Annotated in this window: 22 protein-coding genes and 2 pseudogenes; 11 read left to right on the top strand and 13 right to left on the bottom strand. The window is 60.1% G+C overall.

Annotated features, from left to right (window positions below; translation table 11 throughout):
- Nucleotides 1-7: 7 nt before the first annotated feature.
- The gene (gene leuD / locus B0G74_RS31400; protein WP_132379738.1) at nucleotides 8-649 is read right to left on the bottom strand and encodes a 3-isopropylmalate dehydratase small subunit; all 642 of its coding nucleotides are present in this window, start codon (nucleotides 647-649) and stop codon (nucleotides 8-10) included.
- On the bottom strand, nucleotides 642-2057 hold the full coding sequence (gene leuC, locus B0G74_RS31395; RefSeq protein ID WP_132379736.1) for a 3-isopropylmalate dehydratase large subunit: 1416 nt from the start codon (nucleotides 2055-2057) through the stop codon (nucleotides 642-644). Before leuC ends, leuD begins: the two co-directional genes overlap by 8 nt.
- Nucleotides 2058-2186: 129 nt before the next feature.
- On the opposite strand from leuC, the gene B0G74_RS31390 reads away from it, so the two are divergent.
- Nucleotides 2187-3089, top strand: coding sequence for a LysR family transcriptional regulator (locus B0G74_RS31390; RefSeq protein ID WP_132379734.1), 903 nt, complete (start codon nucleotides 2187-2189; stop codon nucleotides 3087-3089).
- A 344-nt stretch (nucleotides 3090-3433) separates the two neighbouring features.
- Nucleotides 3434-3919 carry a MarR family transcriptional regulator gene (locus tag B0G74_RS31385; RefSeq protein WP_132379732.1) on the top strand — a complete coding sequence of 162 codons (486 nt, stop codon included), beginning with the start codon at nucleotides 3434-3436 and terminating at the stop codon, nucleotides 3917-3919.
- Nucleotides 3920-4898: 979 nt separating this feature from the next.
- On the opposite strand, the gene B0G74_RS31380 is transcribed toward B0G74_RS31385, so the two are convergent.
- Both B0G74_RS31380 and B0G74_RS31375 read right to left on the bottom strand, forming a co-directional pair.
- The gene (locus B0G74_RS31380) at nucleotides 4899-6146 is read right to left on the bottom strand and encodes an ABC transporter substrate-binding protein (RefSeq protein WP_132379730.1); all 1248 of its coding nucleotides are present in this window, start codon (nucleotides 6144-6146) and stop codon (nucleotides 4899-4901) included.
- A gap of 73 nt (nucleotides 6147-6219) precedes the next feature.
- Nucleotides 6220-7464 (bottom strand): DUF1479 domain-containing protein, encoded by a 1245-nt coding sequence (locus B0G74_RS31375; protein ID WP_132379728.1) that lies wholly within the window; start codon nucleotides 7462-7464, stop codon nucleotides 6220-6222.
- A gap of 95 nt (nucleotides 7465-7559) precedes the next feature.
- Here B0G74_RS31375 and B0G74_RS31370 point away from each other — a divergent pair, with 95 nt between their 5' ends.
- Complete coding sequence (locus tag B0G74_RS31370; protein WP_132379726.1) at nucleotides 7560-8516, top strand: AraC family transcriptional regulator; 957 nt, start codon at nucleotides 7560-7562, stop codon at nucleotides 8514-8516.
- Here the strand turns inward: B0G74_RS31370 and B0G74_RS46880 are convergent.
- The 3 genes and pseudogenes from B0G74_RS46880 to B0G74_RS31355 form a co-directional block, all read right to left on the bottom strand.
- Nucleotides 8402-8720 (bottom strand): annotated as a pseudogene (locus tag B0G74_RS46880) (3-methyl-2-oxobutanoate hydroxymethyltransferase); the annotation flags it as partial. The gene B0G74_RS31370 and the pseudogene B0G74_RS46880 overlap by 115 nt on opposite strands.
- A 163-nt stretch (nucleotides 8721-8883) precedes the next feature.
- Nucleotides 8884-10194 carry a tryptophan leader peptide gene (locus B0G74_RS31360; RefSeq protein ID WP_132379724.1) on the bottom strand — a complete coding sequence of 437 codons (1311 nt, stop codon included), beginning with the start codon at nucleotides 10192-10194 and terminating at the stop codon, nucleotides 8884-8886.
- A gap of 446 nt (nucleotides 10195-10640) precedes the next feature.
- Complete coding sequence (locus tag B0G74_RS31355; protein ID WP_243658398.1) at nucleotides 10641-10862, bottom strand: hypothetical protein; 222 nt, start codon at nucleotides 10860-10862, stop codon at nucleotides 10641-10643.
- A gap of 379 nt (nucleotides 10863-11241) precedes the next feature.
- Here B0G74_RS31355 and B0G74_RS31350 point away from each other — a divergent pair, with 379 nt between their 5' ends.
- From B0G74_RS31350 to B0G74_RS31335, 4 genes are all read left to right on the top strand, one after another.
- Entirely contained in the window at nucleotides 11242-11835 is a 594-nt protein-coding gene (locus tag B0G74_RS31350; protein WP_243658397.1) for a cytochrome b/b6 domain-containing protein, read from the top strand.
- 2 nt (nucleotides 11836-11837) lie between these two features.
- Nucleotides 11838-12629, top strand: a complete 792-nt coding sequence (locus B0G74_RS31345) for a molybdopterin-dependent oxidoreductase (protein ID WP_132379720.1) — start codon at nucleotides 11838-11840, stop codon at nucleotides 12627-12629.
- A 48-nt stretch (nucleotides 12630-12677) separates the two neighbouring features.
- Nucleotides 12678-13292 carry a hypothetical protein gene (locus B0G74_RS31340; protein ID WP_132379718.1) on the top strand — a complete coding sequence of 205 codons (615 nt, stop codon included), beginning with the start codon at nucleotides 12678-12680 and terminating at the stop codon, nucleotides 13290-13292.
- A 122-nt stretch (nucleotides 13293-13414) separates the two neighbouring features.
- Nucleotides 13415-13876 (top strand): CHRD domain-containing protein, encoded by a 462-nt coding sequence (locus B0G74_RS31335; protein ID WP_132379716.1) that lies wholly within the window; start codon nucleotides 13415-13417, stop codon nucleotides 13874-13876.
- A 31-nt stretch (nucleotides 13877-13907) separates the two neighbouring features.
- On the opposite strand, the gene B0G74_RS31330 is transcribed toward B0G74_RS31335, so the two are convergent.
- From B0G74_RS31330 to B0G74_RS31315, 4 genes and pseudogenes are all read right to left on the bottom strand, one after another.
- Nucleotides 13908-14600 (bottom strand): cytochrome b/b6 domain-containing protein, encoded by a 693-nt coding sequence (locus B0G74_RS31330; protein ID WP_132379714.1) that lies wholly within the window; start codon nucleotides 14598-14600, stop codon nucleotides 13908-13910.
- Between the two features lie 28 nt (nucleotides 14601-14628).
- Nucleotides 14629-14835: pseudogene (locus B0G74_RS47525) on the bottom strand (TIGR00366 family protein); the annotation flags it as partial.
- A gap of 503 nt (nucleotides 14836-15338) precedes the next feature.
- On the bottom strand, nucleotides 15339-17726 hold the full coding sequence (locus B0G74_RS31320) for a phospholipase C, phosphocholine-specific (protein ID WP_132381208.1): 2388 nt from the start codon (nucleotides 17724-17726) through the stop codon (nucleotides 15339-15341).
- A gap of 616 nt (nucleotides 17727-18342) precedes the next feature.
- The gene (locus B0G74_RS31315) at nucleotides 18343-18948 is read right to left on the bottom strand and encodes a TetR/AcrR family transcriptional regulator (protein WP_132379712.1); all 606 of its coding nucleotides are present in this window, start codon (nucleotides 18946-18948) and stop codon (nucleotides 18343-18345) included.
- A 130-nt stretch (nucleotides 18949-19078) separates the two neighbouring features.
- Between B0G74_RS31315 and B0G74_RS31310 the strand changes: the two genes are divergently transcribed.
- Nucleotides 19079-20002 carry an NAD-dependent epimerase/dehydratase family protein gene (locus tag B0G74_RS31310; protein WP_132379710.1) on the top strand — a complete coding sequence of 308 codons (924 nt, stop codon included), beginning with the start codon at nucleotides 19079-19081 and terminating at the stop codon, nucleotides 20000-20002.
- Nucleotides 20003-20004: 2 nt separating this feature from the next.
- Nucleotides 20005-20349: a DoxX family protein gene (locus B0G74_RS31305; protein ID WP_132379708.1), complete on the top strand. Its 345-nt coding sequence runs from the start codon at nucleotides 20005-20007 to the stop codon at nucleotides 20347-20349.
- 327 nt (nucleotides 20350-20676) lie between these two features.
- Here B0G74_RS31305 and B0G74_RS31300 read toward each other — a convergent pair whose 3' ends face one another.
- Nucleotides 20677-21633, bottom strand: coding sequence for a GlxA family transcriptional regulator (locus B0G74_RS31300; protein WP_132379706.1), 957 nt, complete (start codon nucleotides 21631-21633; stop codon nucleotides 20677-20679).
- Nucleotides 21634-21851: 218 nt separating this feature from the next.
- Between B0G74_RS31300 and B0G74_RS31295 the strand changes: the two genes are divergently transcribed.
- Nucleotides 21852-22838, top strand: a complete 987-nt coding sequence (locus B0G74_RS31295; RefSeq protein WP_132379704.1) for a nitrilase-related carbon-nitrogen hydrolase — start codon at nucleotides 21852-21854, stop codon at nucleotides 22836-22838.
- 794 nt (nucleotides 22839-23632) lie between these two features.
- Entirely contained in the window at nucleotides 23633-23818 is a 186-nt protein-coding gene (locus tag B0G74_RS31285; protein ID WP_132379702.1) for a hypothetical protein, read from the top strand.
- A 180-nt stretch (nucleotides 23819-23998) separates the two neighbouring features.
- Here the strand turns inward: B0G74_RS31285 and B0G74_RS31280 are convergent, their stop codons facing one another.
- The gene (locus B0G74_RS31280) at nucleotides 23999-24298 is read right to left on the bottom strand and encodes a DUF4148 domain-containing protein (protein ID WP_132379700.1); all 300 of its coding nucleotides are present in this window, start codon (nucleotides 24296-24298) and stop codon (nucleotides 23999-24001) included.
- Nucleotides 24299-24300 lie beyond the last annotated feature (2 nt).

Here is a 24300-nt window from a genome sequence, read left to right as displayed (position 1 = left end):
CGTCTGGTTACGACATGCTGCGTTGCTGGGCGGGAAGATCAATGCGTGCCCACGGATTGGCTGCCCAATGCCGCTGTTCAAACGCGTCGATCTGGTCGGATTGCTGGAGTGTCATCTGGACCATGTCGAGACCGTCCATGAACATGCGTTTTTGCCGCGGCGGGATCGAGAACGAATGACGCTCGCCCGAGGCAGTCACGACAACTTCATTCTCGACATCGATCGACAACTGTTTAGTGTCCGTATTGGCAAGTTCGGCAACGAGTGCATCGACTATTTCCGGCGCGAGCGTCACGAGCAACAGGCGATTGTTGCCGGCGTTGAAGTAGAAGATCTCGCCGTAGCTCGGAGCGATGACCGCTTCGATGCCGGCTTGTTGCAGCCCCCACACGGCGTGTTCGCGGCTCGAGCCACAGCCGAAATTCGAACCGGCGATGAGAATACGTGCGTCGCGATATTCCGGGCGATTCAGCACGAACGTCTCGCGCTGCTGACCGCGGTCGTCGTAGCGCAGGTCGTAAAGCAGTCCACGCGCGAGCCCCGACTTGTCGATGCCGAACAGAAACTGCTTCGGCATGATCTGGTCGGTATCTAGATTGTTGATCGGCAACGGTGCTGCGGTGCCCTGAATGAGACGGCGATCAGCCATGTACAAGCTCCTTGCGAATGTCGACGATATGACCCGCGATCGCGGCGGCAGCGGCCATTGCGGGACTCATCAGGTGTGTCTTGCTGCCACGGCCCTGGCGGCCTTCGAAGTTGCGATTGGTCGTCGAAGCGCAGCGCTCGCCCGGCGCCAGGACGTCGTCGTTCATCGCGAGGCACATCGAACAGCCGGGCTGGCGCCACTCGAAGCCCGCGTCGATCAGGACCTGCGCAACGCCTTCGCGCTCCGCCTGGTCGCGGACCATGCCGGAACCAGGAACGACCATGGCGCGAACCGATGCCGCGACCTTGCGTCCCCGCACCATAGCCGCAGCCGCTCGCAGGTCTTCAATGCGCGCGTTCGTGCACGAGCCAATGAACACACGATCGATTGGCGTGCCCTCGATGCTTGCGCCGGACGGCAGCGCGATGTAGTCGAGTGCCTTGCGCGCGGTTGCTGCGTCGATGCCGGTTGCCGTGTCGACCTCGGGAATGTGCCCGTCGACGGGAATCGCCTGGTCTGGACTTGTGCCCCACGTAACATAGGGCGCGATTTGCGATGCATCGACGCGATGTTCGACATCGAAGAGAGCATCGGGGTCCGAGCGCAGCGAGCGCCATGCGGCCGCCGCGCTATCGAGCGTAGCCGTATCCAGATCGCGCACGCGGGCCCGCACGTAGTCGATCGTCGTGTCGTCCGGTGCAATCAACGCAGCGCGCGCGCCGGCTTCGACCGTCATGTTGCACAGGGTCATTCTCGCCTCGGCGGAAAGCGAAGCGATCGTCGATCCCGCATATTCGAGCGCGAAGCCACGGGCGCCTTGTGCGCCGATACGGGCAATGATGTGCAGTACCAGGTCCTTCGACGTGGTGCCAGGCGGCAGTTCGCCGTCGACGGTGATCCGCATGTCGTTCGCCACGCGATAGACGAGCGTTTGCGTCGCGAGTACGTGTTCGACTTCTGAGGTGCCGATTCCAAAACCGAGTGCGCCGAGTGCGCCGTAAGTCGTCGTGTGGCTATCGCCGCACAGTACGACCATGCCAGGCCGGATCAGTCCGATTTCCGGTGCGACGACGTGCTCGATCCCCTGCGCCGGATCGTTCACGTCGAACAGGTGGATGCCTTGCGTGACACAGTTGCGTGTGAAATTCGCGGCTTGCTTTGATGCGTCGACGATGTCGATCGTGCGGGCGGCAACCGGCACCGCACGCGTCGGGATGACGTGGTCGACAATCCCCATCTGCTGCCGTGGCCGGCGCACGAGGAGGTCTTTCTCAGCGAGTCCGGCGAACGCCTGCGGACTCGTGTACTCGTTCATGATATGCAGGTCCGCATACAGCAGCACATGCTGTTCGTCGAGGCGGTCAACCGTATGTGATGCGACGAGCTTTTGATAGAAAGTGTTCGGCATGGACTCCTCTGGCCGGTTGAATCTGAAGCGTGGGGCGCGGTCATGATCGACCGATAAGCGGGAGTCTAATTCGCCAATTCCGTTATAGAATTCAGTAGAATCTAAACTACTATTAAATTGAATTTATCAATGGATGCGGTTTCGGATCTCGAGTTTTTCGTCAAACTCGTCAAACATGGCAGCCTGTCGGCGCTCGCGCGGGACATTGGGGTCACGCCGCCCGCGGTGAGCGCGCGTCTTGCGCAGATGGAGCGGCGCCTCGGTGTGCGGCTACTGAACCGGACTACCCGGCGGCTCAGCATGACGCACGAGGGCGAGCAATACCTGACTACGGGGTCGAAGCTGCTGTCTGCGTTACAAGAACTCGACCGGACCATTTCGAGCAGCAGAGCGACGCCAAAGGGGCTGTTGCGCGTGAATGCGACGTTCGGCTTTGGCCGCCGTCACATCGCGCCGGCCATCGCAGCGTTTCATCGCCAGTATCCCGACGTCGAGGTACAACTCGAGTTGACGGATCGCCCGTTGAATCTCGCCGAAACGGCGTTTGACGTCGGCGTGCGGTTCGGCGAGATTCCTGATTCGAGGTTGATCGCACGCAAGGTCGCGACGAACCGCCGGATGGTCTGTGCGTCGCCGATCTACGTGCGCGCGAAAGGCGAACCGGATACGCCGCGCGATCTGCAGCGGCATCAATGCATCGTACTCAGGGAAAACGACACGGCCTACGGCACCTGGCATTTCAGCAAGGGGAAGCGCCACGAGACAGTCAAGGTGCACGGTGTGCTGAGCAGCAATGATGGCGAAGCGACGCTCGTCTGGGCGCTTGACGGACAGGGCATCCTGATGCGCTCGGAGTGGGATGCGACCACCTATCTGCAGTCTGGCCGTCTCAAGCAGTTGCTGCCCGATTGGTCGTTGCCGCCAGCAGATATCTATGCTGTGTATCCAGAGCGGCTCAATCTGACGGCGAAGGTGACGGCGTTCGTCGAGTTTCTCGAAGGCTTTCTCGGGAAGGGGCCGGGAGCGGGCTGAGATGGCGGAAATCCGGTGGTTTTCCGCTCCCTGCGATTTGCACCACAACCCGGAACACGTCGGTCGAGCCGGCTCGTAATGGACATTGTGCCGTGCGTCTAGTCGGCGTCGTCGATGCGCTTCCAGAATTCGAACGCAGCGGCGCATACATTGAGCGGCGCGCCCGTCGCGACCCAGCAGCAGCGCATGTTGGCACCGTGTGCGATCGCACCGTGTTTGGTAAGCGCAGGGCTCGTCCGCACTTATGCGAGTTTCCGCACGGTGGTATGTTTCGTGCACGAAACGCGTAATATTTAAAAGTTGCAGTGTGCAACTGAATTAAAGTAGCCGAATGGGAGAACAGCATGTCGAAGGCACCGTATCCAAGACTGGAGCATTTGAACTTCCGCCTGGATGTACTGAGCGAGTTGGCCAAGGGCGTGGCGTCTGGCCTTTACGAAGCCGAATGTGACGTAACGCTTCGCGACCTGCGCGTGCTGCGTTTCGTCGATATGCAGCCGGGCATTTCCCTCGGCCCGCTGATTGAGCTGACATACCTTGAAAAGACGCTGGTTTCGAAGCTGGTCACCACATTAGCTAATCGCGGCTTGCTGACGCGCTCTACCGGCACGACGGATGCACGTGTCATCAACCTGAACTTGACCAGGAAAGGCAAGGCGATCGTCCGCAAGTGCGATCGGATCGGCAAGATCTTCGACGAACAGCTCATGTCCGTTTTGTCAGCCGAGGAAAAGCGAGTGCTTTTTGACTGCATCAACAAGCTGACGGAACACGTTGAGGAGGGCGGCGAATGGACGCGCCCGCCGACACGCCGCAAACGCACAGCCTGAATCGAAGCGCCGGGGTGAGAATAGCCTGCACCAGGGCGGGCAGACGATCGGCGGGTGGCGGATGCCGGTTGCTGCGCGATCCGCAACTGCCCGCGTTCAGATTGCCCGTACTGAAAGCCGATAGCGAATGGTGCGCGACTCTTCAACAAGAACCTTAGTCCAGAACGGGCCGCGAGTGGGTGGCTAGCAGGCGGGACCACGACGCGCCCGAGATCAAAGAAACTATTAGCTGGCTCGACGCCAAGTGCAAAGTTCCTCCCGCACCACGGTGCGTTTGTCCGGCCGCCGTTGCTAATCCAAAGCAAAGCATCTGGAAGCTCTTCGACATTCCAGTCAAGCAGAACGTCGGCGCCGCTGGCTGCGTACCTCAAAACGAAGGGCGGTTGGCAACCTGCAATCTGCAAGATTTCTTCAGTTGCCACCGTGAGGGGCAGCAGAGTCACATCTAGAGGTCCGGTTCCGGTTGGAAGTGCACTGAACGGCGGCAGGCCACTGGGGCAATGGACGGTTCCAAACGGAAGGCATGGCCACTCTCCGCGCATCGCTCGCATAAGTCCAGGCCGCCGCGCATCGTCGCCCCACGGTGCGACATGTAGCGGCGATATGCATTGACCTCCACCAAGTTCAAACCGGACGGGCCAAGCATTCCGCCCAGCGCCTGGATCGTTGCTTCACCATGCGCCCACTTCAATGTCCAACGGGTCATTGCATTTGGCTTTTCCTCCGGCAGTTCCTACCAGACTGGCTACAGACCGTCGATATGGGGCGTCGTCGGATTCCGTTGCGTCGAGTCGCATGGCCGACGGATCCGCAGGGGCTTCATTGGAAGGCTATCTGCAACGAAAAGAAAGCCCGCGCTAACAGCGGGCTAAATCCACATCTTGCAGACGTGGAGGAGACGTTCATAAAGGCGACCTCATATCCCACGAATGACGCTGCATAACCGGCTGATTTTTGCCAGGCGGTTGCGAACTCGTACCTATTTGGTCTTCGCTGCAGCGGCGACCTTGCGCATCCCCTCTTGCGGGTCATCATTCGAGTTCATGAAGTTCGTCACGACATCGGTAATCGCACCCTGGGTGGCCGACGACTGAACATCACCAAAAGCGAATGACGGAAGGAACGTATTGGATTTGATTGTGGACTGTTCATCTGCGAATGATTTCTTGGCGCAGGCGTCGAACTTGCCCATGGGAACATCCTGCCGGACAGGAATGGAACCCTTGTAGAGACTGAACTGTTCCTGGAAATCGACGGACATGATCGTTTTGGCAAGCGCAAGCTGACCAGGCGTCGCTTCTTTTTTGCCGTTTTGCTGGAAAAACACGAACGAGTCCACTGTGTAGGTGAAGGCATTCGACGTACCAGGCGCAGCCGCGCAGATATAGTCAACGTCAGCCTTCTTGTTCGCATTCGCGAACTCGCCCTTCGCCCAGTCCCCCATGAACTGCATACCACCCGATCCGTTGATGACCATGGCAGTCGCGAGATTCCAGTCGCGACCGGTGGAGCCTTTGTCGAAGTAACCCTGAATCTTTCGGACAATCTGGAACACCTGCAACATCTGCGGCGAAGTCAGTGCTTTCTGGTCGAGATCAATCAGGGCCTTGCGATAAAAATCCGCGCCCTGAGAAAGTACAACCGTCTCCCAGATGGTCATGTCTTGCCAAGGCTGGCCACCACGCGCGACTGGCGTAATGCCCGCCGCCCGGAACTTGTCGGCTAGCGCGAAGAACTCGGGCCATGTCGTCGGCGGCTTACCGCCCACTTTATCGAGGTCGGCTTTGTTGATCCACAACCAGTTGATTCGGTGCACCGAGAATGGTGCGGCCACATAGTGGCCTTTTGACATCATGGTCTTGTTGATCTGGGCTGGAAGTTGGGCTTTCCAATCGGTGGCGGACTTGTCTATATCGACCAACACGCCTTGATCAGCCCAGTCCTGTATCAACGGCCCCTTGATCTGCGCAGCCGACGGTGCGTTACCGGACATGATCTGTGTCTTCAACGCCGTCATGGCAGCCGCACCCGCGCCTCCGGCTACGGCGAAGTCTTTCCACTCGTAACCCTGCTTATTCATGTCGTCCTTCAGCACTCTGATCGCCTTCGATTCGCCACCCGAGGTCCACCAGTGCAACACAGAAAGTGACTCGGCAGCACTGGCGACCTGTGCGCCCGTGGCGAGCGCCGCTGCGACAATCGCGCCCGACATGAGTGTTCTTTTCATTGCTGTCTCCGTTAGTTTTGTTTATGAATCACCAGGCAGGCGCACGCCACGATGGCGTGCGTCAGGGTAGCGCTTACAGATCGAAACCGAGTTGAGCTTTACCGAGAGGCGTCAGATCTTCGGCCGTAGCCCGTCCGACAAAGTCGACTTCGAAGTGGTCAGTAGGGAAGTCGGGCGGACTCTTGCCTTCAAGGAAGCTGGGCAATTGGCGCCTGAGGTATTCATCGTTTTTGGCACAAGCGGGCGCCGACGGGATATACATCACGTTGCTGTAGCCTGCACCGTGGTGCGCGTCTTCCACTGCGTGGATCACGTCGCTGTGCCAGAACACAGTGTCGCCCGCCTGCATGTGGGGAATCGATGACAGCGCGTCGAACAACGGCGCATGAAATTCCGGCTTGATGGAGAGCGCGCGACCAGGCATCGCCCCGCACAGGTCATCATCGGCGACGTCGTCCTGAAGGGCGCGCAGCAGAATGTAAGCCATCGCATTCGCAATGGGCACGAGCTGCAGGGTGCCGTCGCCGGGGCCTTGCGGCGTCAACGCGGTCCACCCCTGAAATGTGCGGAACATCGAACACACTGCGGGCGACGCGATCTCTTCGACGTCGGGCCGGAATGCAGCGTCGAACGGATCGTATTGACGCCAGTTGCCATCGAACACATGCCGGTACACCTTGCGGAAGTTACCTTCGATCCACCGCTCGACCGAGCCGCCGTCGCAATGCGCGGACAAGCCCAATGACTCGGAACCAGGCGGCCGTCGACGCATCCGGTCCGCGTAAACCGGCACCCGCTCTGGATCGAAATGGACCCGGCCTTCACTCTCATTGCGCCACAACTGGTTCAGAAAGACACGGGCCGCCGTCAGCGATGGCGCCTGCCGCGCGAGGACCTGCGGCTTTGACCAGTACACGCCGTAAATCTGTGGCTTGCTCGACGCGAGCTGGCCAAAGTATTTGTCCTCGGCGCGGTTCTGCAGGCGCGTATCCAGATCGTTGCGTTCGACGTAGTCCGCGATGTCGCGGTCCCACCCTTCCACCAGAGTGCGGTCGAACACATTGCGGATCACACATGCACCACGCGTTTTGACGAGGTCGATCTGCTCTGCGCTCACCCGCTGCTCCGCGATGTCCGAGAACTGGATTTCGGGGATCACGTTTTCGCCGCGACTGCGTTGCGCGGCAATTCTGCTGGCTTCGGCGCGGATCGTTTCATCCACCTCGGCGAAAACATCACGATAGTTCGGAAGTCGTGCGCGAAGCTCCTGTTTGGCCTGCCGGATGGCTGCCGGCAGATCGTCGATGATGAGTGCCATGGTCGTCTCCTTGTGGGTTCTGCTATGTCCGAAGCATAGGCTGACCGCACCCACAAAAGTGATACCATCCAGACAAATTCTTTGCGCTTTCTGCCATGAAACCAGCATACGAACATGTCGAATTTGGCGATGACTGCTCGGTTAGGGTTTACCACCGGCGTTTGCCGCGCATTCCGTTTGAATGGCACCATCATCCCGAATACGAACTGACCCTGACGCTGAACAGTAACGGCAAGCGCTATATCGGGGATTCGATTGCAGACTATCTAGACGAGGACCTGGTTCTCGTGCCGCCGAATCTTCCTCATACCTGGGCGTCGAACCGCTCGATTGACTCGGCATCTCCTCAGGTTGCAATCGTGATCTGGTTCGGCGGCGACTGGGCGCGTCGGCTTGCGGATGTCTGCCCGGAATATGCGCCTTTGCGTAATCTGTTACGCCGGGCGGCCTGCGGGCTGGCGTTCAGTCCGGAGGTCGGCGCCGCGATGCACACCCAGGTCGACGAGCTCCTGTCCAGCGCCCCCCGAGAACGCCTTGCCGTAGCGCTAAACGTTTTGTGCACGCTTGCGGAAGCGCCTGGTGAGCCGCTCGCTTCGCCTACTGCGTTTAGCGACCGGACGGAGGGTCCTTCAGGCCACGAACCGGAACGTATCAATCGCGTGCTCTCGATGATCGATTTACGCTTCGCTGAACCGCTGCGTCTATCCGAACTTTGCGAGGCTGCAAATGTGTCGGAGCGTTCTCTGGCCCGCTACTTCGAGCAGCACATTGGAGAGAGCGTTGGGCGATATATCGCGCGGGTCAGGATTGGACATGCCTGCCGGATGCTCGCGCACACTTCCATCCCGGTTTCCGTCGTTGCAGCCCGCTCTGGATTTCCGAACGTCGCTAACTTCAACCGACAGTTCAAGGCGTTGAAGGAACTCACGCCCGCCGCTTATCGCAAACAGTTCACGGCCGGCGATATTGCCGAAACAGACGCCAGTCCGCAGATCAACGAACGCTCACCTTCATTGCAACGAAACCCGCGACTACCGAAATCAATCGCGTAACGCAGGCAAGCGGCCATAGGCGCGGGATTGAAGCTGGCCGTATTGGAATGCCTTCTCGTCGGGTAAGCGGTCTTGCCGGGGAAGACGCCCGACATGTCGTGCATCACAAGCACTTGCCCCGAACAGTCCGGACCAGCCCCGATACCGAATTGTTGGGATCGCTAGCAACTCCGTCAACTCGCTCCCGACAGAAGTCGGATTGGACCATGTCGATCTCGAAGAAGCCCAAGTAGGTCCGACTCCCCGAATTTGCCGTGCCGGACCGCCTCATCGACAGATTCGCCGCCGAAGGCTGTACGCAGATCTGCCCTGGACGCTGCAAGCCCCGGCATTGAACGGCCGGACGTTTGACTTCGAACGGGCGACGTCAGGCCGGCACCTGCCCGGGTGGACCGTCAAGGATACGGAGCTTGTCGCCAATGTCAGGAATATTGCGGCCGCCCGAGCGGGATTCGTTGTCAAGTCGATGCGCGGTTGCGCGACATTGCATAAGCGTCTCATGCAGTCGGGGTTCGGCCTGAAGGGCGGTCACCACCCTTTCCAGCTCAGACGGGGACTCACTCAGAAGGGCAGGAACGACCTCTTCTGGCGGTATCAGAGAGCCGTTACTTAGAATCTGTGCGGTCCAGTCGCATCCGTACAGAAGCGCGCGTCGCTCGGCCCTTTGCGCTTCGTCCTGGTCCAGTGTGGCAAGGCTGTGCCGGTTCCTGTGAAGGGAAGTGCGCCAGGTTGTGAGGATGTCAGTGCGCAGTCTTTCAATTGCGTCACCGAGCGGCGCGTTCTGCCCACCCGCCGCGAGGCGGCGTTCATCGAGTCGGTCGACGTAGTCCCGATATCCTTCCAGGAACGATTGCCAGTTCAGCGGTAGTTCGGTCGTCTGCGAGAACGAGAGGCTAAGCTCACCAAGCTCGTTGCTGATTTCGTGAAGGGACTGGGCGTCGGCAAGACGTGCTTCATAGACCTCATGAGCCGTCACCATCTGGCGGTGCAGGGGAAACAGGGGATTGCTGTAGCGTCGTTGCAGATGTCGCTCGGCAGCGCCAGGATGGGCGCTCCATTTCCAGTTCGATAGCGATTTCGCATCAAAGTCGACCTTGTCTATCATCGCTCGGAATACCGCCAGCGCCTCCTCGGTTGCATGACCAAAGCAGTCAGCGAGCTTGTAATCATTGCCTTGCAGACTGGCGCTCTCATTCGCTCCGGCATAAGGGGATTCGGGAGCAAGTCGGAGGAAGCCTGTGGCCAGAAAGAATTCCATCGGTAGCTCTACCGACAGGCTCTCCAGCCGAAACGTGCGCGCCTCGGAGGAAATCGCCTCGATAGAATGCGCGAGGCGGCTTTCGAAGTCGAGGAGCGCATCAATCCTGTCACCGGACGACGGTTGCGCCTCCTCAGCGAACAGGCAGAAGGATTCGCGTACCATTCGTGCCGCGATCGGGCCATGCTTCTCGGCAAAGAGCCAGAACCAGAGGGCAAGCTGATATCCGCGAACTCCGTTTCGCAGGACCGGTTCGACATCTGGCGCGAATATGATTCCTGGTGCGGCCCACCCTGAAAACGGTGCTGCATCGCTGGCGAGGTACATGTCCAGAAGCTGCTTTATCGACTGATTCGCATCGCTGGGCCAGCTTTGCGTCCCATCTTGCCGCTTCCCGGTCTTCCAGAGTCTCCAAGCCATCCTGAACCTCGCAAAGGGATGTGGTATACGCCTCGGCACCGATACTTGCACACTCGGGCGGGGCCGTAAACCGACGGCTGCTCCTTGTTCTTCCGGGACAGTTCGAAGCAGTCCTGGCGGCGCGTGTGACGCCTGTAGGGGCAAGGGCAATATCCGCAAATGCGACACCGATCACTGATCTGATGCCGCCAAAAGCAAGGCTTTCTCCGCCCGCTCCCTGGGCGAAAGGACAAGGCGCGCGAGTTAAGGAGCAGCAAGGAGGGTTGCCTGGAGAGTACGAATCGGGTCGCGCAGTTGCGAAGCACGGCGCCGCTCGTGTGTACGGTCCGTACTATCGGCTGGCTCTGGCGCAGCGATACAGTGGCCGGAGGGAATGACCGTTTCCGGTTGTTCGATCCAGCCGCACAAATCTCGTTGCGACCGATTGGAACCGTGCCACGACGGCCCTACGGCCGGCTAGGCACGCGCTGCACCATCGCGTAAAGCACCGACATCTGCAAGCCCTTCTTGAGCGCGTAGTTCGGGCCGTATTGATTGGAGTAACCCCACCAGTCAAAGCATGCATGCGGGTTCGTCGGCCCTAGCGCAGACGACGCAATCGTGTCGGGATACACGACGACCAGTTTGTTCGTATCGGCCCATTCGTTGATGCCGGACTCGGCGACCATCTCAAGCGGATTGACGACCTGGTCTTGCGTGCCGGACCAGAGGTAGACGGGCTGTCCACGCAGGCTCGTCGCCGGGTCGTTCGAACGTCGGCTCCGCCCCTATGTAACGGACCTTCCCCGACGATCGCACTCGTTGCGTCTTAGGCCGGTTCAGCGGGCTGTGACCTGATTCTTGCCTGGTGCGAGTCACTTGCCTTCGAAACATGGACCAATTGGCGCTCTCGGCCGCAATGCCACGCATGCGGCCGCTTGTAAGAAAAATTATTTGTCGCGCAATGGAATAGTTGCGCGCTGGCCATGTTTACGTATGGCGACGCACCCTGGTCGCGGCCGGCCAGCAGTGCCGACCGTGTGCTACCTCATCAATCACGAGATCGCCTTGATTCACACAACGATTCAACCTGCCTGGGTCCGCATCACACACTGGATTAATGCGCTCGCTGTCGTATTGATGGTGACAAGCGGGTGGCAGATCTATGACGCCTCGCCGATCTTTCCAGCTTTACAGTTTCCTTCCGCCATCACATTGGGCGGCTGGCTCGGCGGGGCCTTGCAATGGCATTTTGCGATCATGTGGATGCTGGTCGCGAATTTCCTCATCTACGTCGGGCTGAATATCGCTTCGGGACGTCTGCGCCGGAAACTGCTGCCGGTCAGCTTCAAGTCGCTTGCAACCGATCTCGTCGCCGCGCTGCGCGGCACGCTCGCGCATGAGGACCTCACACGCTACAACGCGGTACAGAAATTCGCCTATCTGGTCGCCATCGTCGATATCGCGCTCGTGATCCTGTCGGGGCTGGCGATATGGAAGTCGGTGCAGTTCCCGCTGCTGCGCATGCTGATGGGCGGGTACGACAATGCGCGTGTCGTGCATTTCGTTGCAATGAGCGTGCTGGTTGCGTTCTTCGTCGTGCATGTCGTCATGGTCGCACTGGTGCCGCGCTCGCTGCTTCTGATGATTCGCGGACGGTGACCATGAGTTTTCGAAAAAAGGCTGTGGAGCCTGATACGTTTCTTCGGTCTCACGCTGAATCCATCATCAAGGATGCGCGCAACGAACTGAAAAATCCGGCCCGCCGGCTGCTTGGCAAGCGAGTTCTCACGCTCGGCGGCTTAGCTTTGCTGTCCGGCTGCGATCTGACCAATGACAAGTCGGTGAACACCATGCTGCGCAGAATGTCGTTCTTCAACGACGAGGTGCAAGCCCTGTTGTTCAATCCGAACGAGATGGCCCCGACCTATCCTGAGTCGATGATCACGCGACCGTTTCCGTTCAACGCGTTCTACGAGGTCGACGATGTGCCCGAAGTCGACGCCGCTACCTACCGGCTCCAGGTGGGTGGTCTTGCGACTGGCAAACGCGTCTGGACGCTCGATGAACTGCGCGCAATGCCGCAGGAAAGCCAGATTACGCGTCATATCTGCATTGAAGGATGGAGTGCGATCGGCCGATGGGGCGGCGTGCGCTTCTCCAGTTTCCTGAAGCGTTCGGGCGCGGACCTCACGGCGAAGTACGTGTCACTGCACTGTGCGGACAACTACTGGACCAGCATCGACATGCCAACCGCGTTGCATGCCCAGACGCTGCTCACACTCACATACGACGGCGAGGTGCTGCCGCCGAAATACGGCTTCCCGATGAAGTTGCGTATGCCGACCAAGCTCGGCTACAAGAATCCGAAGCATATCGTCGCAATCAGTGTGACGAACGAATATCCCGGTGGTTACTGGGAGAACCAGGGCTATAACTGGTTCGGCGGTTCCTGATGTGCACTAGTCCACTCTCGAAACTCAACAGTCCTTTATGGAGCATCCATGTCTATCCGCTTGAAACTTGGCGTCACCCTCGCCACGCTGGCTTTTGCCAGTGTCGTGCTCGCTCAGACGCCCGCCGCCAAACCGTCGCGTATCCGCGGCGATATTGTCTCGCTCGACGGCGACGTCCTGAAGGTGCATCGTCGTAGCGGCGACACTGTGTCGATCGAGCTCAAACCGACCGTTACCGTATCGGCGGTCAAGGCCATGCAGCTTTCGGACATCAAGCCGGGCACCTTCGTCGGCACGGCCGCAACGACGGGCACCGACGGAAAGTTGACGGCCACCGAATTGGTCGTCTTCCCCGAATCCGCGCGCGGCTCGGGTGAAGGTCACTACGCATGGGACCTCGGTCCGAACAGCACGATGACAAATGCGAACGTCGACACGGTGGTTCAGGGTACCAGCGGCCGGAATCTGAAGCTGTCGTACAAAGGCGGGAACAATGAGGTAACCGTACCGCCTAACGTACCCATCGTGACTTTCACGCCGGCCGCACGCACCGACCTGACCGCGGGCAAGAAGGTGTTTGTGGTCGCGACGGCCGCGTCGCAGGGTGCATTTGTCGCGCAGCGCGTGGTGGTCGAAAAGGATGGAGTCGCTCCGCCGATGTAGTCGATCGTCGGTCGGACGAATGACCTGCCCGCTGCGGTAGCACGTGGTTCAACCTCCGCAGCGGGTCGATTTATACTATCTGCAGCATCGCGCGTTCGCTGGTTCCTAAAGGAGAAAACAAAATGTCACGATCCATCTCGCAGTGCGCTTTCATGGTGTTGGGTGGCCTGGCCGTGGCAGGTACGCTGACCTTGGCGCAAGCGGCGCCGGTCTCATTTGAAGTGCCGTTGACGGGCGCTCAACAGGTTCCGCCGGTGCAGACTCCGGGCAGCGGCACCGCCAACCTCACGTACGACTCAGGCACGCGGGTCGTAACCTGGAACATCAGCTTCGGCGGATTGTCGAGTCAGGCCACCATGGCACATTTCCACGGGCCCGCCCCCGCCGGCAAAAACGCTGGCGTGAAGGTGTGGCTCTCCCAGAAAGGCAACATGGAGATGACGAGCCCGATCAGCGGTCAGGCCACGCTATCCCCGGACGATGCCAAGATGTTCGAAGCGGGTGACATGTACATCAACGTTCACACCAAAACCAATCCGAACGGCGAGATCCGCGGCCAGGTGGTGCCGCCGAAGAGCAACTGACGCGACCACTGAAGCGGCATCCTGAGATCGCTCAGAGATAAGCCGCGAGCAGCATCACCACGGCAGCGCCGACGCCGAGCGGCAGCAGCGCCAGCAGCGCTGGCGTCTGCCGCGGCGCATCGATAGACGAGGGCAACAGCTTGTATCCCGTTAGCATCGGGCGCAGCAGGTTGTGTCCCTTCGCTACCGCGTAGAGAGCGATCACGAGCACGTGCAGCGCCACCGCGGCGAGCAGCACGTCCCAAACAAGCCCGTGCAGCGTCGAGATCGCGTTGGCGAGCCAAGCGGGCACGACTTCGCTCAACGGCCCTTCGTCGGCGATGTCGTTGTTGACATAGAGCCCGCTCAGCGTCTCGACCAGCAGCAACGCGAGCAGCAGCAGGACCATCCAGCCGCCGGCCGCATTGTGGCCCACCTGCACATCCGGATCGCGGCGAAACAGGTGGTGCAAATGACGAACTGCTGCTGCGGGCGACGCCACGAAACTGCGAAAGCGCGCGGTCTCACTGCCAAAGCAGCCCCACAGCAGCCGGGAAATAACCAACGCGAGCAGCGTCTCGCCGACCCGGACGTGCCAGTCGATCCAGTTTAGTTTCAAGGTGACATAGGCCGCCGTGACCAGCACGACCACCAGCCAGTGAAACAGTCGCACCGGCGCGTCCCAGACCAGCACCGGGCGGCGGACAGGCTGTGTCGGCCGGGTGACAAGTTCGTGAGTATCCATGTGTTGCGCCTCCGTCCGCAAGCGATTGGAAGAGATACAGGCCCGAGGTGAACACCACTCCGGAAAATAGCAACGCGGTGACGCAATAGTCCATGATATCCCGTACGGCAGGCTTCTCAATCGCCAGCGCCGGCAGCGCCCAGAAAGGTTGCGCCTTAATGGTCCGAGCCTCGCCGAAAGCGATTGCCATCGCCGCCTTGCCCAAGTCCGCGTGCAGCGCGCACGCGGCTGGTATCGCGATTACGAATCTACCAGCTCATCCAACCGTGCGGCTGTTGTGGGTGGCGAAACGACCGATGTACTTCGCAGGCGGCCGTTGAATTCCCGCCCGGTCGAAGGGCCCAATTGGGGCGCATCGCGCCGATCGCCAGCTTGCGAGTTTCAGGCATGATGCACCATCCGCCGTTTGCGTTCAGTGTGGGGCTCCCTGTGGCACCGCATGCCGCCGCTGGCGATACGGAGTTCGTCCCTGAGCCATCGTGCGTGCGGTCCAAACGCTCGATGCATCCGGGTATCGATCAATGTGAGACTTACGGATTGGACCTGGTTAGTGGCGCATTAAAAGAATTCGAATCGCCGAGCCGATATTCACCGTATCCCAGAGATCAAGCACCATGGAAAGTGCGGGAGCGCCTGATCCAAACCGTTCGGGCGAGGAGCGGTAGCCGTGAGCATATGCACTGAGACCTTCATTGCACGAGAGGCACTGAGCTAATGCCCGGTGCCTCTCGTCTTCGATCAGAAGCTGTCGATCATCCCCATCGCAGGGTCGGTCACCGAGTGACGGCCGGTTTCGATACGCCCGGCGATGCGACGCAAGAAGCTGCGGTCTGTGCTGCTGGTGATCTCGAAGTCATACCAGAAGCCGGTCTGGGCGAGGTTCCAGAAGAGCGCGACCGGGAACGCGCCGCTGGTGCTTACCGCCCAGGTGTGACCAGGGTCGAGGCGATCATTCCGGGAGAACGGGGCAGGCTCCGGCCATGCGCCGAAGCCCGGCACCGGGAAACCAGCGAAGCCCAAAGGACCTTGGCCAAAAACCGGACTCGGCAGACCTGGGAAAGCCTGCAGCGCACCGTAGACCTTGTTGGACTTCACTGTGAACTGTGCGAGACCGGCACCTTCGTTGCGCAGTTGCAGGTGCAGGTTGCCGGTTAGGGAGCCGTAACCCACACGAACTTCCAGATTGGCGGTTCTGTGCCCCTTCAGCGCGGTGAGGTCGCCCCTGAATTCGCGATGGTAGCCGTTCGGGCCGAGTACCCACAGGTCGTACTTGCCGAAGTCCGTGGAGCCCGGCGCCCACATGTCGTCCAGCGTCTTGCCCGGCTCGACTGCGTAACGCTTCGGCAGGCGGTCCAGGTGCAACTTGTCATAGACGTGGAACACAGCACCTTGGCGACCGGTATTGGCGAACAGCAGTTTTACGGTACCGGTGCTCGCGTCCACATGAGCGCTGGCATGCAGTTCGTACGGCAGCGCACGCGACGGACGGAAGCCGTTAGCCTGCTTCGGCATACCCCGGCTGGCGTCCGGCACGATCTGGCCCAGCGCCTGCTGCGTGGCGCGCAACGCATCGGCGTCGGCCTTGCTCTTCTCGCCCGCGATGGTCGGCAGCGGCTCGTTGTTCGGCGTCGCGAAGTTGAAGGCCGAAGTCAGGTCGCCGTTGATCAGCCGGCGGTACGTCGAGATGTTGCTTTCCTTGATGCCGAAGCGGGCTTCGAGGAAGCGCAGCACCGAAGTGTGATCGAACGTCTGCGAATTGACCCAGCCGCCGCGGCTCCACGGCGAAATCACCCACAGCGGCACGCGCGGACCCGGGCCGTACGGCTTGCCGTCCGGCCCGCTCGGCTGGCTGTTAGGCGTCGCGCCTGTGTCGGCGCGGGTCACGTACGGATGTGTGAAGTATTCGACGCCCAGGTCGGCGCTGCCCAGCGTGGTCTTTCCGGCGTAGGTGCCGTCACCGTTCGGCGACGGGACAGCGGCCGGGGGCACGTGGTCGAAGAAGCCGTCGTTCTCGTCAAAGTTGACGAGCAGGACGGTCTTGCTCCATACCTCGGGCACGGCGGTCAACGCATCGAGAAATTGCTGCACGAACCACGCGCCCTGCACCGGGCTCGAAGGCCCCGGGTGCTCGGAGTAGACGTCGGTCGGAACGACCCACGAGACTTCCGGCAGACGGCCGTTTCTCACATCATCGGCGAAAGCCTCGACGAAGGTGCCGTTGGTGTTCGGGTCGGTGTCCGTGGTCGGCAGTGTGTTCGCGTAGCCCTTGATCAGCGGCTGGGCCACGGCATCGGTCGGATTGTAGACCGGCTCGGCGGCCTGGCTCAGCGACGTGCTGACCTGACGCGCCGACGGCAGCGCCTCGTTGGCCCGGCGGTACTGCTTGAAGCCGAGCAGCGGGTTGCAGCCGAAGGTGTTCTTGATGTTCTGATACACCTTCCAGGTCACACCGGCCTCTTCCAGGCGCTCGGCGGTGGTCTTCCAGTCGAAGTAGGCGGATGCCGATGTGGTGACGTCAAAGTCGCCGCTGAAGTTGTTCACGAAGGTTTTGCCATACGCAGGACCATTCGTGCCGGTGGAATGGATGATGCGATTCGGGTGCGTGCCGCCAAGGAACGCGCAGTGGTAGTCGTCACAGATGGTGAACGCTTCGGCCAGCGCTCGCTGGAACGGGATTTCAGCCGTGTCGAAGTAGCCCATTGTCTGGTCCTGCTTGGACACCGGCCATGCAGCCATGCGGCCGCCATCCCATGCGTTTTGCGTGTCGACCCAGCTATGCGGCGTGCCGGTCACGCGCTGCGCATTGCCTTTGGTCTCATCCAGATGGTATGGCAGGTCCACGTTGCCGTTGGCATCGATCTGCTGCCACACGTTGCGGCCGTTCGGTAGCGGAATCGTGAAGCGATCGCCGTATCCGCGCACACCCTTATAGGTGCCGAAGTAGTGGTCGAACGCGCGGTTTTCCATCATCAGGATCACGACGTGCTTGACGTCCTTGATCGTGCCGCTCTCATGATGCGCGGGAATCGCGAGCGCACGACGGATGCTGGGTGGAAATACGCTGAGCGCGGCAGCCGACAGGCCGGCCGTGGCGGTACTCTGGAGAAATTTGCGGCGGGAATTCACGTGCAGGTGCTCCTTCTTGTTTGGCTGATCGTCGAAACCTTCGATAGCGTTCACTGCAGCCGATCGCTCGGCGAACCCGCATGGCTTGTCACGATCGACCGCATGCATCGTTCGCGCTCCATGCTCGATATCGCCCGTTAAGACGGCTGCCTGCCGAGACCCCGCTCGTGGAAGCTCAAGGATGTCTTGTTGCATGCCCGTAACCTGTCGTTCGGTAATTGTCAGGATCGGGCGACTGACGAATATAGGGAGCAACAATGACGGTATGGTGTCGGTGCTCTAATAGTTTTCGTAGGCGAGAGACGGCGATGATCAGCGTGTCGGCATCCGTGGGCAGGCTCCGACAGGTTGTTCGATGTGGTTTCGATGTCCGGCCTTCTCCGATAGCAGCCTTTGACTAGCGGAGCGTGTGACAGGCAGGAGTGGGTCGCGTGTCGTCGATCGGCGGCAGGCAGTGACCGGCCACAAAACGACACTCACAATTTTGGAAACGCGCCCGGATCGTACGGAAACCGGTGCGCGACTGGGTTCGGAATCGGACACCCGCTGTCTTGCTTCCCGCGCTACACGCTGTTGCGTTCCGCATGCAGCGGCTCGACATCTTATGCGCCGGTGCTTAGCGAAGTGCAGCCGCTACCGCCTCGTCAATCTGCAGCGCAAAGCGTGCTTCGACATCGGGCACCGTGTAGCCAATTGACAACTCCAGATACGCGTCGCCAAGCACCAACTGAACGAATGTCGCTGCCCGCATTGCAGCAGTCGATTCGTCAAATCGCTCTCGCAGAATATTGGCGGCGAAGGCACGCACGACCTTTGCACCATTCTCGAAAAACACCTGGCCGAGTGCCGGAAGACGCTCGGCCTCAGCAACGATGGCCCGGTAAAGCCGCAGATTATCCGGCGTAATAAGGCTTCGTGCCAACACCCATCCCAACTCGCGCAACTCGACTTCGGGTGATCCATCGGATTGCTCGTCCCGAGCGCTGGCAAGAAGTCCACCCACCTGAGCGCACATCGAACTCACCAGACCAACGAAGAGCGCCTCCTTCGACTTGAAGTGGCGGTAGACCGTCTGTTTGCCGACGCCAGCGGCCGCGGCGACATCGTCCATCGTTGCCAGGCCGAAACCCTCGCGTAAGAAAACGGTTTTCGCGCCGTCGAGGATTGCAGACCGCTTGCGGCTTTGCAGCGGGCTCAGGCCGGGGATAGAAGAAGTGTCCATGCGAGATAAATAACAGATCGCCGAGTAGTTGACAAGACTGGGTAGTCTCGTTTAGATTTGTCAAAACGAGACTGATGAGTCTCGTTTGTATGACTTTTCAACTTCGCAGGCAATCATCGAGGAGAACGCTATGGAACTATTCATCACAGGTGGTACGGGCTTCATCGGGCAAGCGGTCGCGCGCAAGGCAATCAGCCTCGGCCATCAGGTGACGGCGCTGGTGCGCGAGGACGGCTCGGCGGCCGCCAGCGCGCTGACACGTCTCGGCGTGAAACTGCATGGCGGCGACTTGCGCGAGCCACAGTCTTTCGCTGCGACTGCCGGTGCCGCTGATGGCGTGGTGCACATGGCGTCGACCAACGATGCTTCCGCCGCTGCTGCTGACGAGGCCGCGGCTGTAGCGATGCTTTCGCATCTGCATCCGGGCGCGGCGTTTGTCTATACGTCGGGCACCTGGGTCTACGGCAATACAGAGGGGGAGCCCGCGACTGAAGCATCGGCGCTGAATCCGACACCACTCATCGCGTGGCGGCCCGCAGTGGAGCAACAGGTGCTGGCGCTAGCGGCACGCCGCTCGATTGCTGCAGTGATCCTCAGGCCGGCCATGGTGCACGGCCACGGCGGCGGCATCTTCGGCATGCTTGCCGGCATGGTCCGTCAGACCGGCAGTGTGAGGTTCGTCGGCGATGGTCGCAACCACTGGCCTGCCGTTCACGTCGATGATCTCGCCACGGCCTACCTGAGCGCGGTGGAGCGGGCGGCAAGCGGGGACGGTCGAGTCGCGGGACAGATCTTCAACGTGGTCGCGGAAGATGCCGTTGCCATTGCCGAAATGGGCGAAGCGATTCGTGCCTCGGTCGGCGCCGACCGCGTCGAATTTTGGCCGCTCGACGATGCTCGCAAATCGCTTGGGCCATTTGCTGACGCACTGGCGCTCGACCAGACGGTAAGCGGCCAGCATGCCCGGCGAGTTCTTGCGTGGGAACCCCACGGCCGCGGCTTGATTGCGGACCTCTCTTTACAGAAGCACTTTCAGCAAAGCAACGGAGCATGACCATGGCGTTAAACACTGCATCTTTCGAATCGATTCTCGCGGTGATCGTAGCGGTTCTGTTCGCCGTTGCTGGGGTCGTCAATCTCGCACGACGCGGCGCGGTGAAGCGCGACTTCGCACGCTGGGGTTACCCGGCTTGGTTTCAGTTGCTCTGTGGCGCGCTCGAGTTGCTCAGTGCAGCACTTCTTCTTGGACAACAAACCAGAGTTTTGGGCCTAACGCTCGCCGGCGCGATCATGCTTGGCGCGCTCTTCACGTTGCTAAGAAATCGGGAGCCGTTCCGGCATCTCGCCCCGGCGCTGATCTTCTCGGCTCTCGTTGTGGCTACTGTGGCGCTCCGCGGTTGAGGTCCTCGCCACTAGGCGGCGCGGGCAAATCTGTGCTGCAGGTACTTGAAATGCGCACATGGATAGCGGCAATGGAGCAACTCCGAACTGATCAAGTGCGTCACGTGTCTGCTTTTTGTAGCGATGGCTGGGCGCTCCGGGTCGTCTGCCGCAGATCACCGCTTTACGTGCCACGGGAAACTGCCCCTCACGCATGGGGCAGCGGGCGGAGAGTTTGCGCCGTTCGCCATCGCTGCGACGCTGACATCCGACCGTCTGCTTCGCTCGTCCACCGGCCGCCTTTGGGTGAGCCGTGCGCGTGGGCCAGGGTCGCTGCGCCAGGCGACGTCAGTTGCCGGCGGCCGGTGCCGCGCGGGCGCTCCTACGCAGGACATCGGCAGGTACACCAAACGTTCGGAGGAACGCACGCCGCATACGTTCCCGATCCGAGAAACCCGTTTCCTGCGCCACCACGTTAATCGTGTGGCGGCCGTGCTCAATCATGAATCTGGCTGCTTCCAGGCGAAGCTGTTCCACAGCTTTGGCCGGCGACTGACCGGTCTCGGCGACGAAGGCGCGGCTGAACTGGCGAGGGCTGAGGTTTGCGACGTCCGCGAGCTCCTCAATGGTGAGCGGATTGCGCAGGTTACGGCGAATATGCGCGAGGACCAATTCGATCCGATCGGATTTCGGCGTCATGTCCAGTAACGCGGAATGCTGCATCTGACCACCAAGCCGACGCTGATTCATGACGAGAATTCGGGCAACCATTTTTGCGGCGTCGGGGCCGAGGTCGTTATCGAGCAACGCCAGGCCGAGGTCGATGCCGGCCGTCATTCCCGCCGAAGTCCAGACTGGACCGTCGTTGACAAATATCCGGTCTTCTTCTGTGCGGACTTTCGGGAATCGCGCTCTGAATTCGGATGCGTGTGCCCAATGCATGGTTGCGCGTCTGCCATCCAGGAGTCCCGCCTCGGCAAGGACAAATGCGCCACTGCAGATCGAGGCTATCCGTCTGGATGCCTTGGCAGCCTCTTTCACGAATGCAACTACGGGAGCATCGGAAGCGGGCATTTTCATTTCAGTGATTGAGCCGACGATGACCGTGTCGAATGCCGGGTCGCCAAACGCCTCGGTTTCCAGTGTCATTCCACCCGAAGATACAACAGGACCACCGTGTTCAGACAGGAGATGGACGTCGTAGCACTGGCCTCTCGGCGGCATGTTCGCGATCTCGAATACCGTAAGGGCCGCGAGGCTCATCATCTGAAATCTTCTCGGCACTATGAAGCCAATCCGGTGCATGTCTGATCCTGCCGTTCGCAACATGAACGTGCTGTGAATGAGCGCCGTATGGGTCGAATTCCCAAATAGCAACTAATGATTCCGAGCTGCGAGCTTTCTGCGCGCGAGCGACGGATGTCATGAATGGTGGCAACAACGACATACATCGTAGCGGCCTGCGACGTTAAGGTACAAGCACTTCTCTCATCCGCCTCGCAGCCAGCGAAAGGAACACCATCATGTCGAAAATCATCCGCGCCGCAGCCGTTCAGATCGCGCCTGTCCTCTATAGCCGGGACGGCACCGTCGATAAAGTCGTCAGAAAAATTCTGGAGCTCGGCAAGCAGGGCGTCCAGTTCGCGACGTTCCCTGAGACCGTAGTTCCCTATTATCCGTACTTCTCGTTCATCGAATCGCCATTTGCAATGGGTGCCGAGCATTACAAGCTGCTCGAGCAGGCGGTGACTGTCCCCTCGGACGCGACTCGCGCAATCGGCGAGGCCGCACGCCAGGCCGGAATGGTGGTGTCGATTGGCGTCAATGAACGCGATGGCGGCACGATCTACAACACGCAACTGCTGTTCGATGCCGACGGCACGCTCGTGCAGCGGCGCCGGAAGCTGTCGCCGACTTATCACGAGCGAATGGTCTGGGGAATGGGCGACGGCTCAGGCCTGCGAGCAATCGATACCGCCGTGGGCCGCGTCGGCCAGTTGGCCTGCTGGGAGCACTACAACCCGCTCGCACGTTACGCGCTGATGGCAGATGGTGAGGAAATCCATTCGGCCATGTATCCGGGTTCGTTCGCCGGTGATCTTTTCTCGGAGCAAATCTCCGTGAACATCCGCCAGCATGCGCTGGAGGCGGGTGCCTTTGTGGTCAACGCGACCGCCTGGCTGACGCCCGAACAGCAACAGCAGATTCTGCAGGATACCAATACAACCCAGATTGGCCCGATCTCCAGCGGCTGTTTCACCGCCATTGTTTCGCCGGACGGCGAGTACATGGGTGGCGCGCCGCTGCGTCAAGGAGAGGGAGAGATCATCGCAGATCTGGATTTCTGGCAGATCGACAAGCGCAAACGCATGATGGACTCGCGTGGTCACTACAGCCGTCCCGACGTGCTCGGACTGGTGATCGACCGTACACCGAAGCTTCACGTCATCGAGCGATCGGTGCACGCAGTGGGTGAAGAGTCAGCCAGCGATCTGGAAGAGCTCGCCTGAGCCGCGTGTGAAATCGCGGGATACCGGCGTCGAGTGCGCATCGCGCGAGTGCGATGCGACAGACGCGCGAAATTCAATCAGGCCCAAGAGGCTTGCCGTTGAACCTCCGACTATGGGTTGTGTGCGCTTCCGTCGACAACAGTTGGTCTAGGCGGCTTGGCGAGTATTCGCATCGCTGCGGCAGCGAGCGTGTTCGATGACCTGCATGAGTGGCTCGCAGGAGAACGGCTTCTGCAAATAGACAAAGCGTCTGTCGTCATTGAAACGAGGAAAGCCGCGGAGCGAATCGGCGTTTCCCTCAGCGACCATGCGACAGCACTGCCTTTTATGTCGGGCAGGTTCTCGTCAAGGAAAGTGATTTCAAAAGCCCGGTACGAAGGAGTCTGGGCGCAGTTTCGCCATCGTAGGCCACAGCACTATGGTGGTCATAGCAGTCCAGCAGGAAAGCGAGACTGTCCGCGACAGACCCATTGTCGTCAGGCTTCGATCGGATTCCAAGTCTTGAGGACATCGTACAAACACGGAATACGTAGGCGGACCGCATGTGTTGCGATCTAACCCACAGCGCCAGACGGAGAGTTGGATCCGACCCACCAGCCGCAGCGCGCACGTCTCTCTATCAATTTGCACTGATCGTCATTAAAATTCCAATATTTTCAACTAGTTGTGTGATCGCTTACCGCGACGCCACCGTTTTGGCACGCACTTTGCGTTGAACCTCATCGAGGAGTGGCGACACCCTCAAAACAGGCTCTGACATTCCTGACTGACTAATTTCCCCTTGGAGAATCGAAATGAACACGCTGGCAATCAAAGACCTCCCCGTAGCCGTTGAGATGGATCGTACTGCAATGACCGCCGTCAGCGGCGGCAGGTTGCCGCAACAGATCGTGAACATCATCCAGGCCGTTTCAGACTATGCAAATGACGCTCCTACCCAGCACAGTTTTACTGGCAGTGGGGCTTCTGTGACGTACTAACAGAAACACGGTGTTTCGTAGCTCAAGGCCCCGCCAACGAGGGGCCCCTTTGAATTCGCTTCCGGTTCCTCACCAAGCGTGCTCAACTTTTCTCCTCGCAAAACAACGTGCAGCCCACGCTGCAAGAGATCAGCGCTGCGCGCTAAGTCCGAGGAGGTCCGTAGTGGCTCCGGGGGCCTCTCACTTGGGATGTGACTGCTTGCATTCCGCTTCGAACCAATGGTCGACCTGGCGCTGCGCCGCGTGTAGATTCGCTGGGTAGTGTGGGTCGTTGTGCCAAGGTGATGGGTTGTAGCCCGCTTTCCTCAGGGCCGAAAGCTCGCTTTGGTGTTGCGACTTCGTCCGAGGCGCGTTGCTTCTAATCGCGGCCAGGTCACGGCACTCCGTTGGGCTCAGATGTGGCACGCCGGCGGCGGCATATCCAGTCAGCAGGAGCGTCAACGCGGCAAGCGTCGAGCAGTTTCTCAAGAGGTTTTCCATAG

Source organism: Paraburkholderia sp. BL9I2N2, from assembly GCF_004339745.1.
In the GTDB taxonomy this organism is placed as follows: domain Bacteria; phylum Pseudomonadota; class Gammaproteobacteria; order Burkholderiales; family Burkholderiaceae; genus Paraburkholderia.
This window is presented reverse-complemented; position numbering and strand designations above follow the sequence as displayed.

What these genes read in the sequence shown, in the direction of transcription:
- B0G74_RS31300 (WP_132379706.1), bottom strand. Translation starts at nt 21,633, where the DNA reads ATGCACCGGATTGGCTTCATAGTGCCGAGAAGATTTCAGATGATGAGC.
- B0G74_RS31345 (WP_132379720.1), top strand. Translation starts at nt 11,838, where the DNA reads ATGAGTTTTCGAAAAAAGGCTGTGGAGCCTGATACGTTTCTTCGGTCT.
- leuD (WP_132379738.1), bottom strand. Translation starts at nt 649, where the DNA reads ATGGCTGATCGCCGTCTCATTCAGGGCACCGCAGCACCGTTGCCGATC.
- B0G74_RS31305 (WP_132379708.1), top strand. Translation starts at nt 20,005, where the DNA reads ATGGCGTTAAACACTGCATCTTTCGAATCGATTCTCGCGGTGATCGTA.
- B0G74_RS31390 (WP_132379734.1), top strand. Translation starts at nt 2,187, where the DNA reads ATGGATGCGGTTTCGGATCTCGAGTTTTTCGTCAAACTCGTCAAACAT.
- B0G74_RS31360 (WP_132379724.1), bottom strand. Translation starts at nt 10,194, where the DNA reads ATGGCTTGGAGACTCTGGAAGACCGGGAAGCGGCAAGATGGGACGCAA.
- B0G74_RS31285 (WP_132379702.1), top strand. Translation starts at nt 23,633, where the DNA reads ATGAACACGCTGGCAATCAAAGACCTCCCCGTAGCCGTTGAGATGGAT.
- B0G74_RS31340 (WP_132379718.1), top strand. Translation starts at nt 12,678, where the DNA reads ATGTCTATCCGCTTGAAACTTGGCGTCACCCTCGCCACGCTGGCTTTT.
- B0G74_RS31375 (WP_132379728.1), bottom strand. Translation starts at nt 7,464, where the DNA reads ATGGCACTCATCATCGACGATCTGCCGGCAGCCATCCGGCAGGCCAAA.
- B0G74_RS31295 (WP_132379704.1), top strand. Translation starts at nt 21,852, where the DNA reads ATGTCGAAAATCATCCGCGCCGCAGCCGTTCAGATCGCGCCTGTCCTC.
- B0G74_RS31330 (WP_132379714.1), bottom strand. Translation starts at nt 14,600, where the DNA reads ATGGATACTCACGAACTTGTCACCCGGCCGACACAGCCTGTCCGCCGC.
- B0G74_RS31355 (WP_243658398.1), bottom strand. Translation starts at nt 10,862, where the DNA reads ATGGTCGCCGAGTCCGGCATCAACGAATGGGCCGATACGAACAAACTG.
- leuC (WP_132379736.1), bottom strand. Translation starts at nt 2,057, where the DNA reads ATGCCGAACACTTTCTATCAAAAGCTCGTCGCATCACATACGGTTGAC.
- B0G74_RS31370 (WP_132379726.1), top strand. Translation starts at nt 7,560, where the DNA reads ATGAAACCAGCATACGAACATGTCGAATTTGGCGATGACTGCTCGGTT.
- B0G74_RS31310 (WP_132379710.1), top strand. Translation starts at nt 19,079, where the DNA reads ATGGAACTATTCATCACAGGTGGTACGGGCTTCATCGGGCAAGCGGTC.
- B0G74_RS31385 (WP_132379732.1), top strand. Translation starts at nt 3,434, where the DNA reads ATGTCGAAGGCACCGTATCCAAGACTGGAGCATTTGAACTTCCGCCTG.
- B0G74_RS31335 (WP_132379716.1), top strand. Translation starts at nt 13,415, where the DNA reads ATGTCACGATCCATCTCGCAGTGCGCTTTCATGGTGTTGGGTGGCCTG.
- B0G74_RS31380 (WP_132379730.1), bottom strand. Translation starts at nt 6,146, where the DNA reads ATGAAAAGAACACTCATGTCGGGCGCGATTGTCGCAGCGGCGCTCGCC.
- B0G74_RS31315 (WP_132379712.1), bottom strand. Translation starts at nt 18,948, where the DNA reads ATGGACACTTCTTCTATCCCCGGCCTGAGCCCGCTGCAAAGCCGCAAG.
- B0G74_RS31280 (WP_132379700.1), bottom strand. Translation starts at nt 24,298, where the DNA reads ATGGAAAACCTCTTGAGAAACTGCTCGACGCTTGCCGCGTTGACGCTC.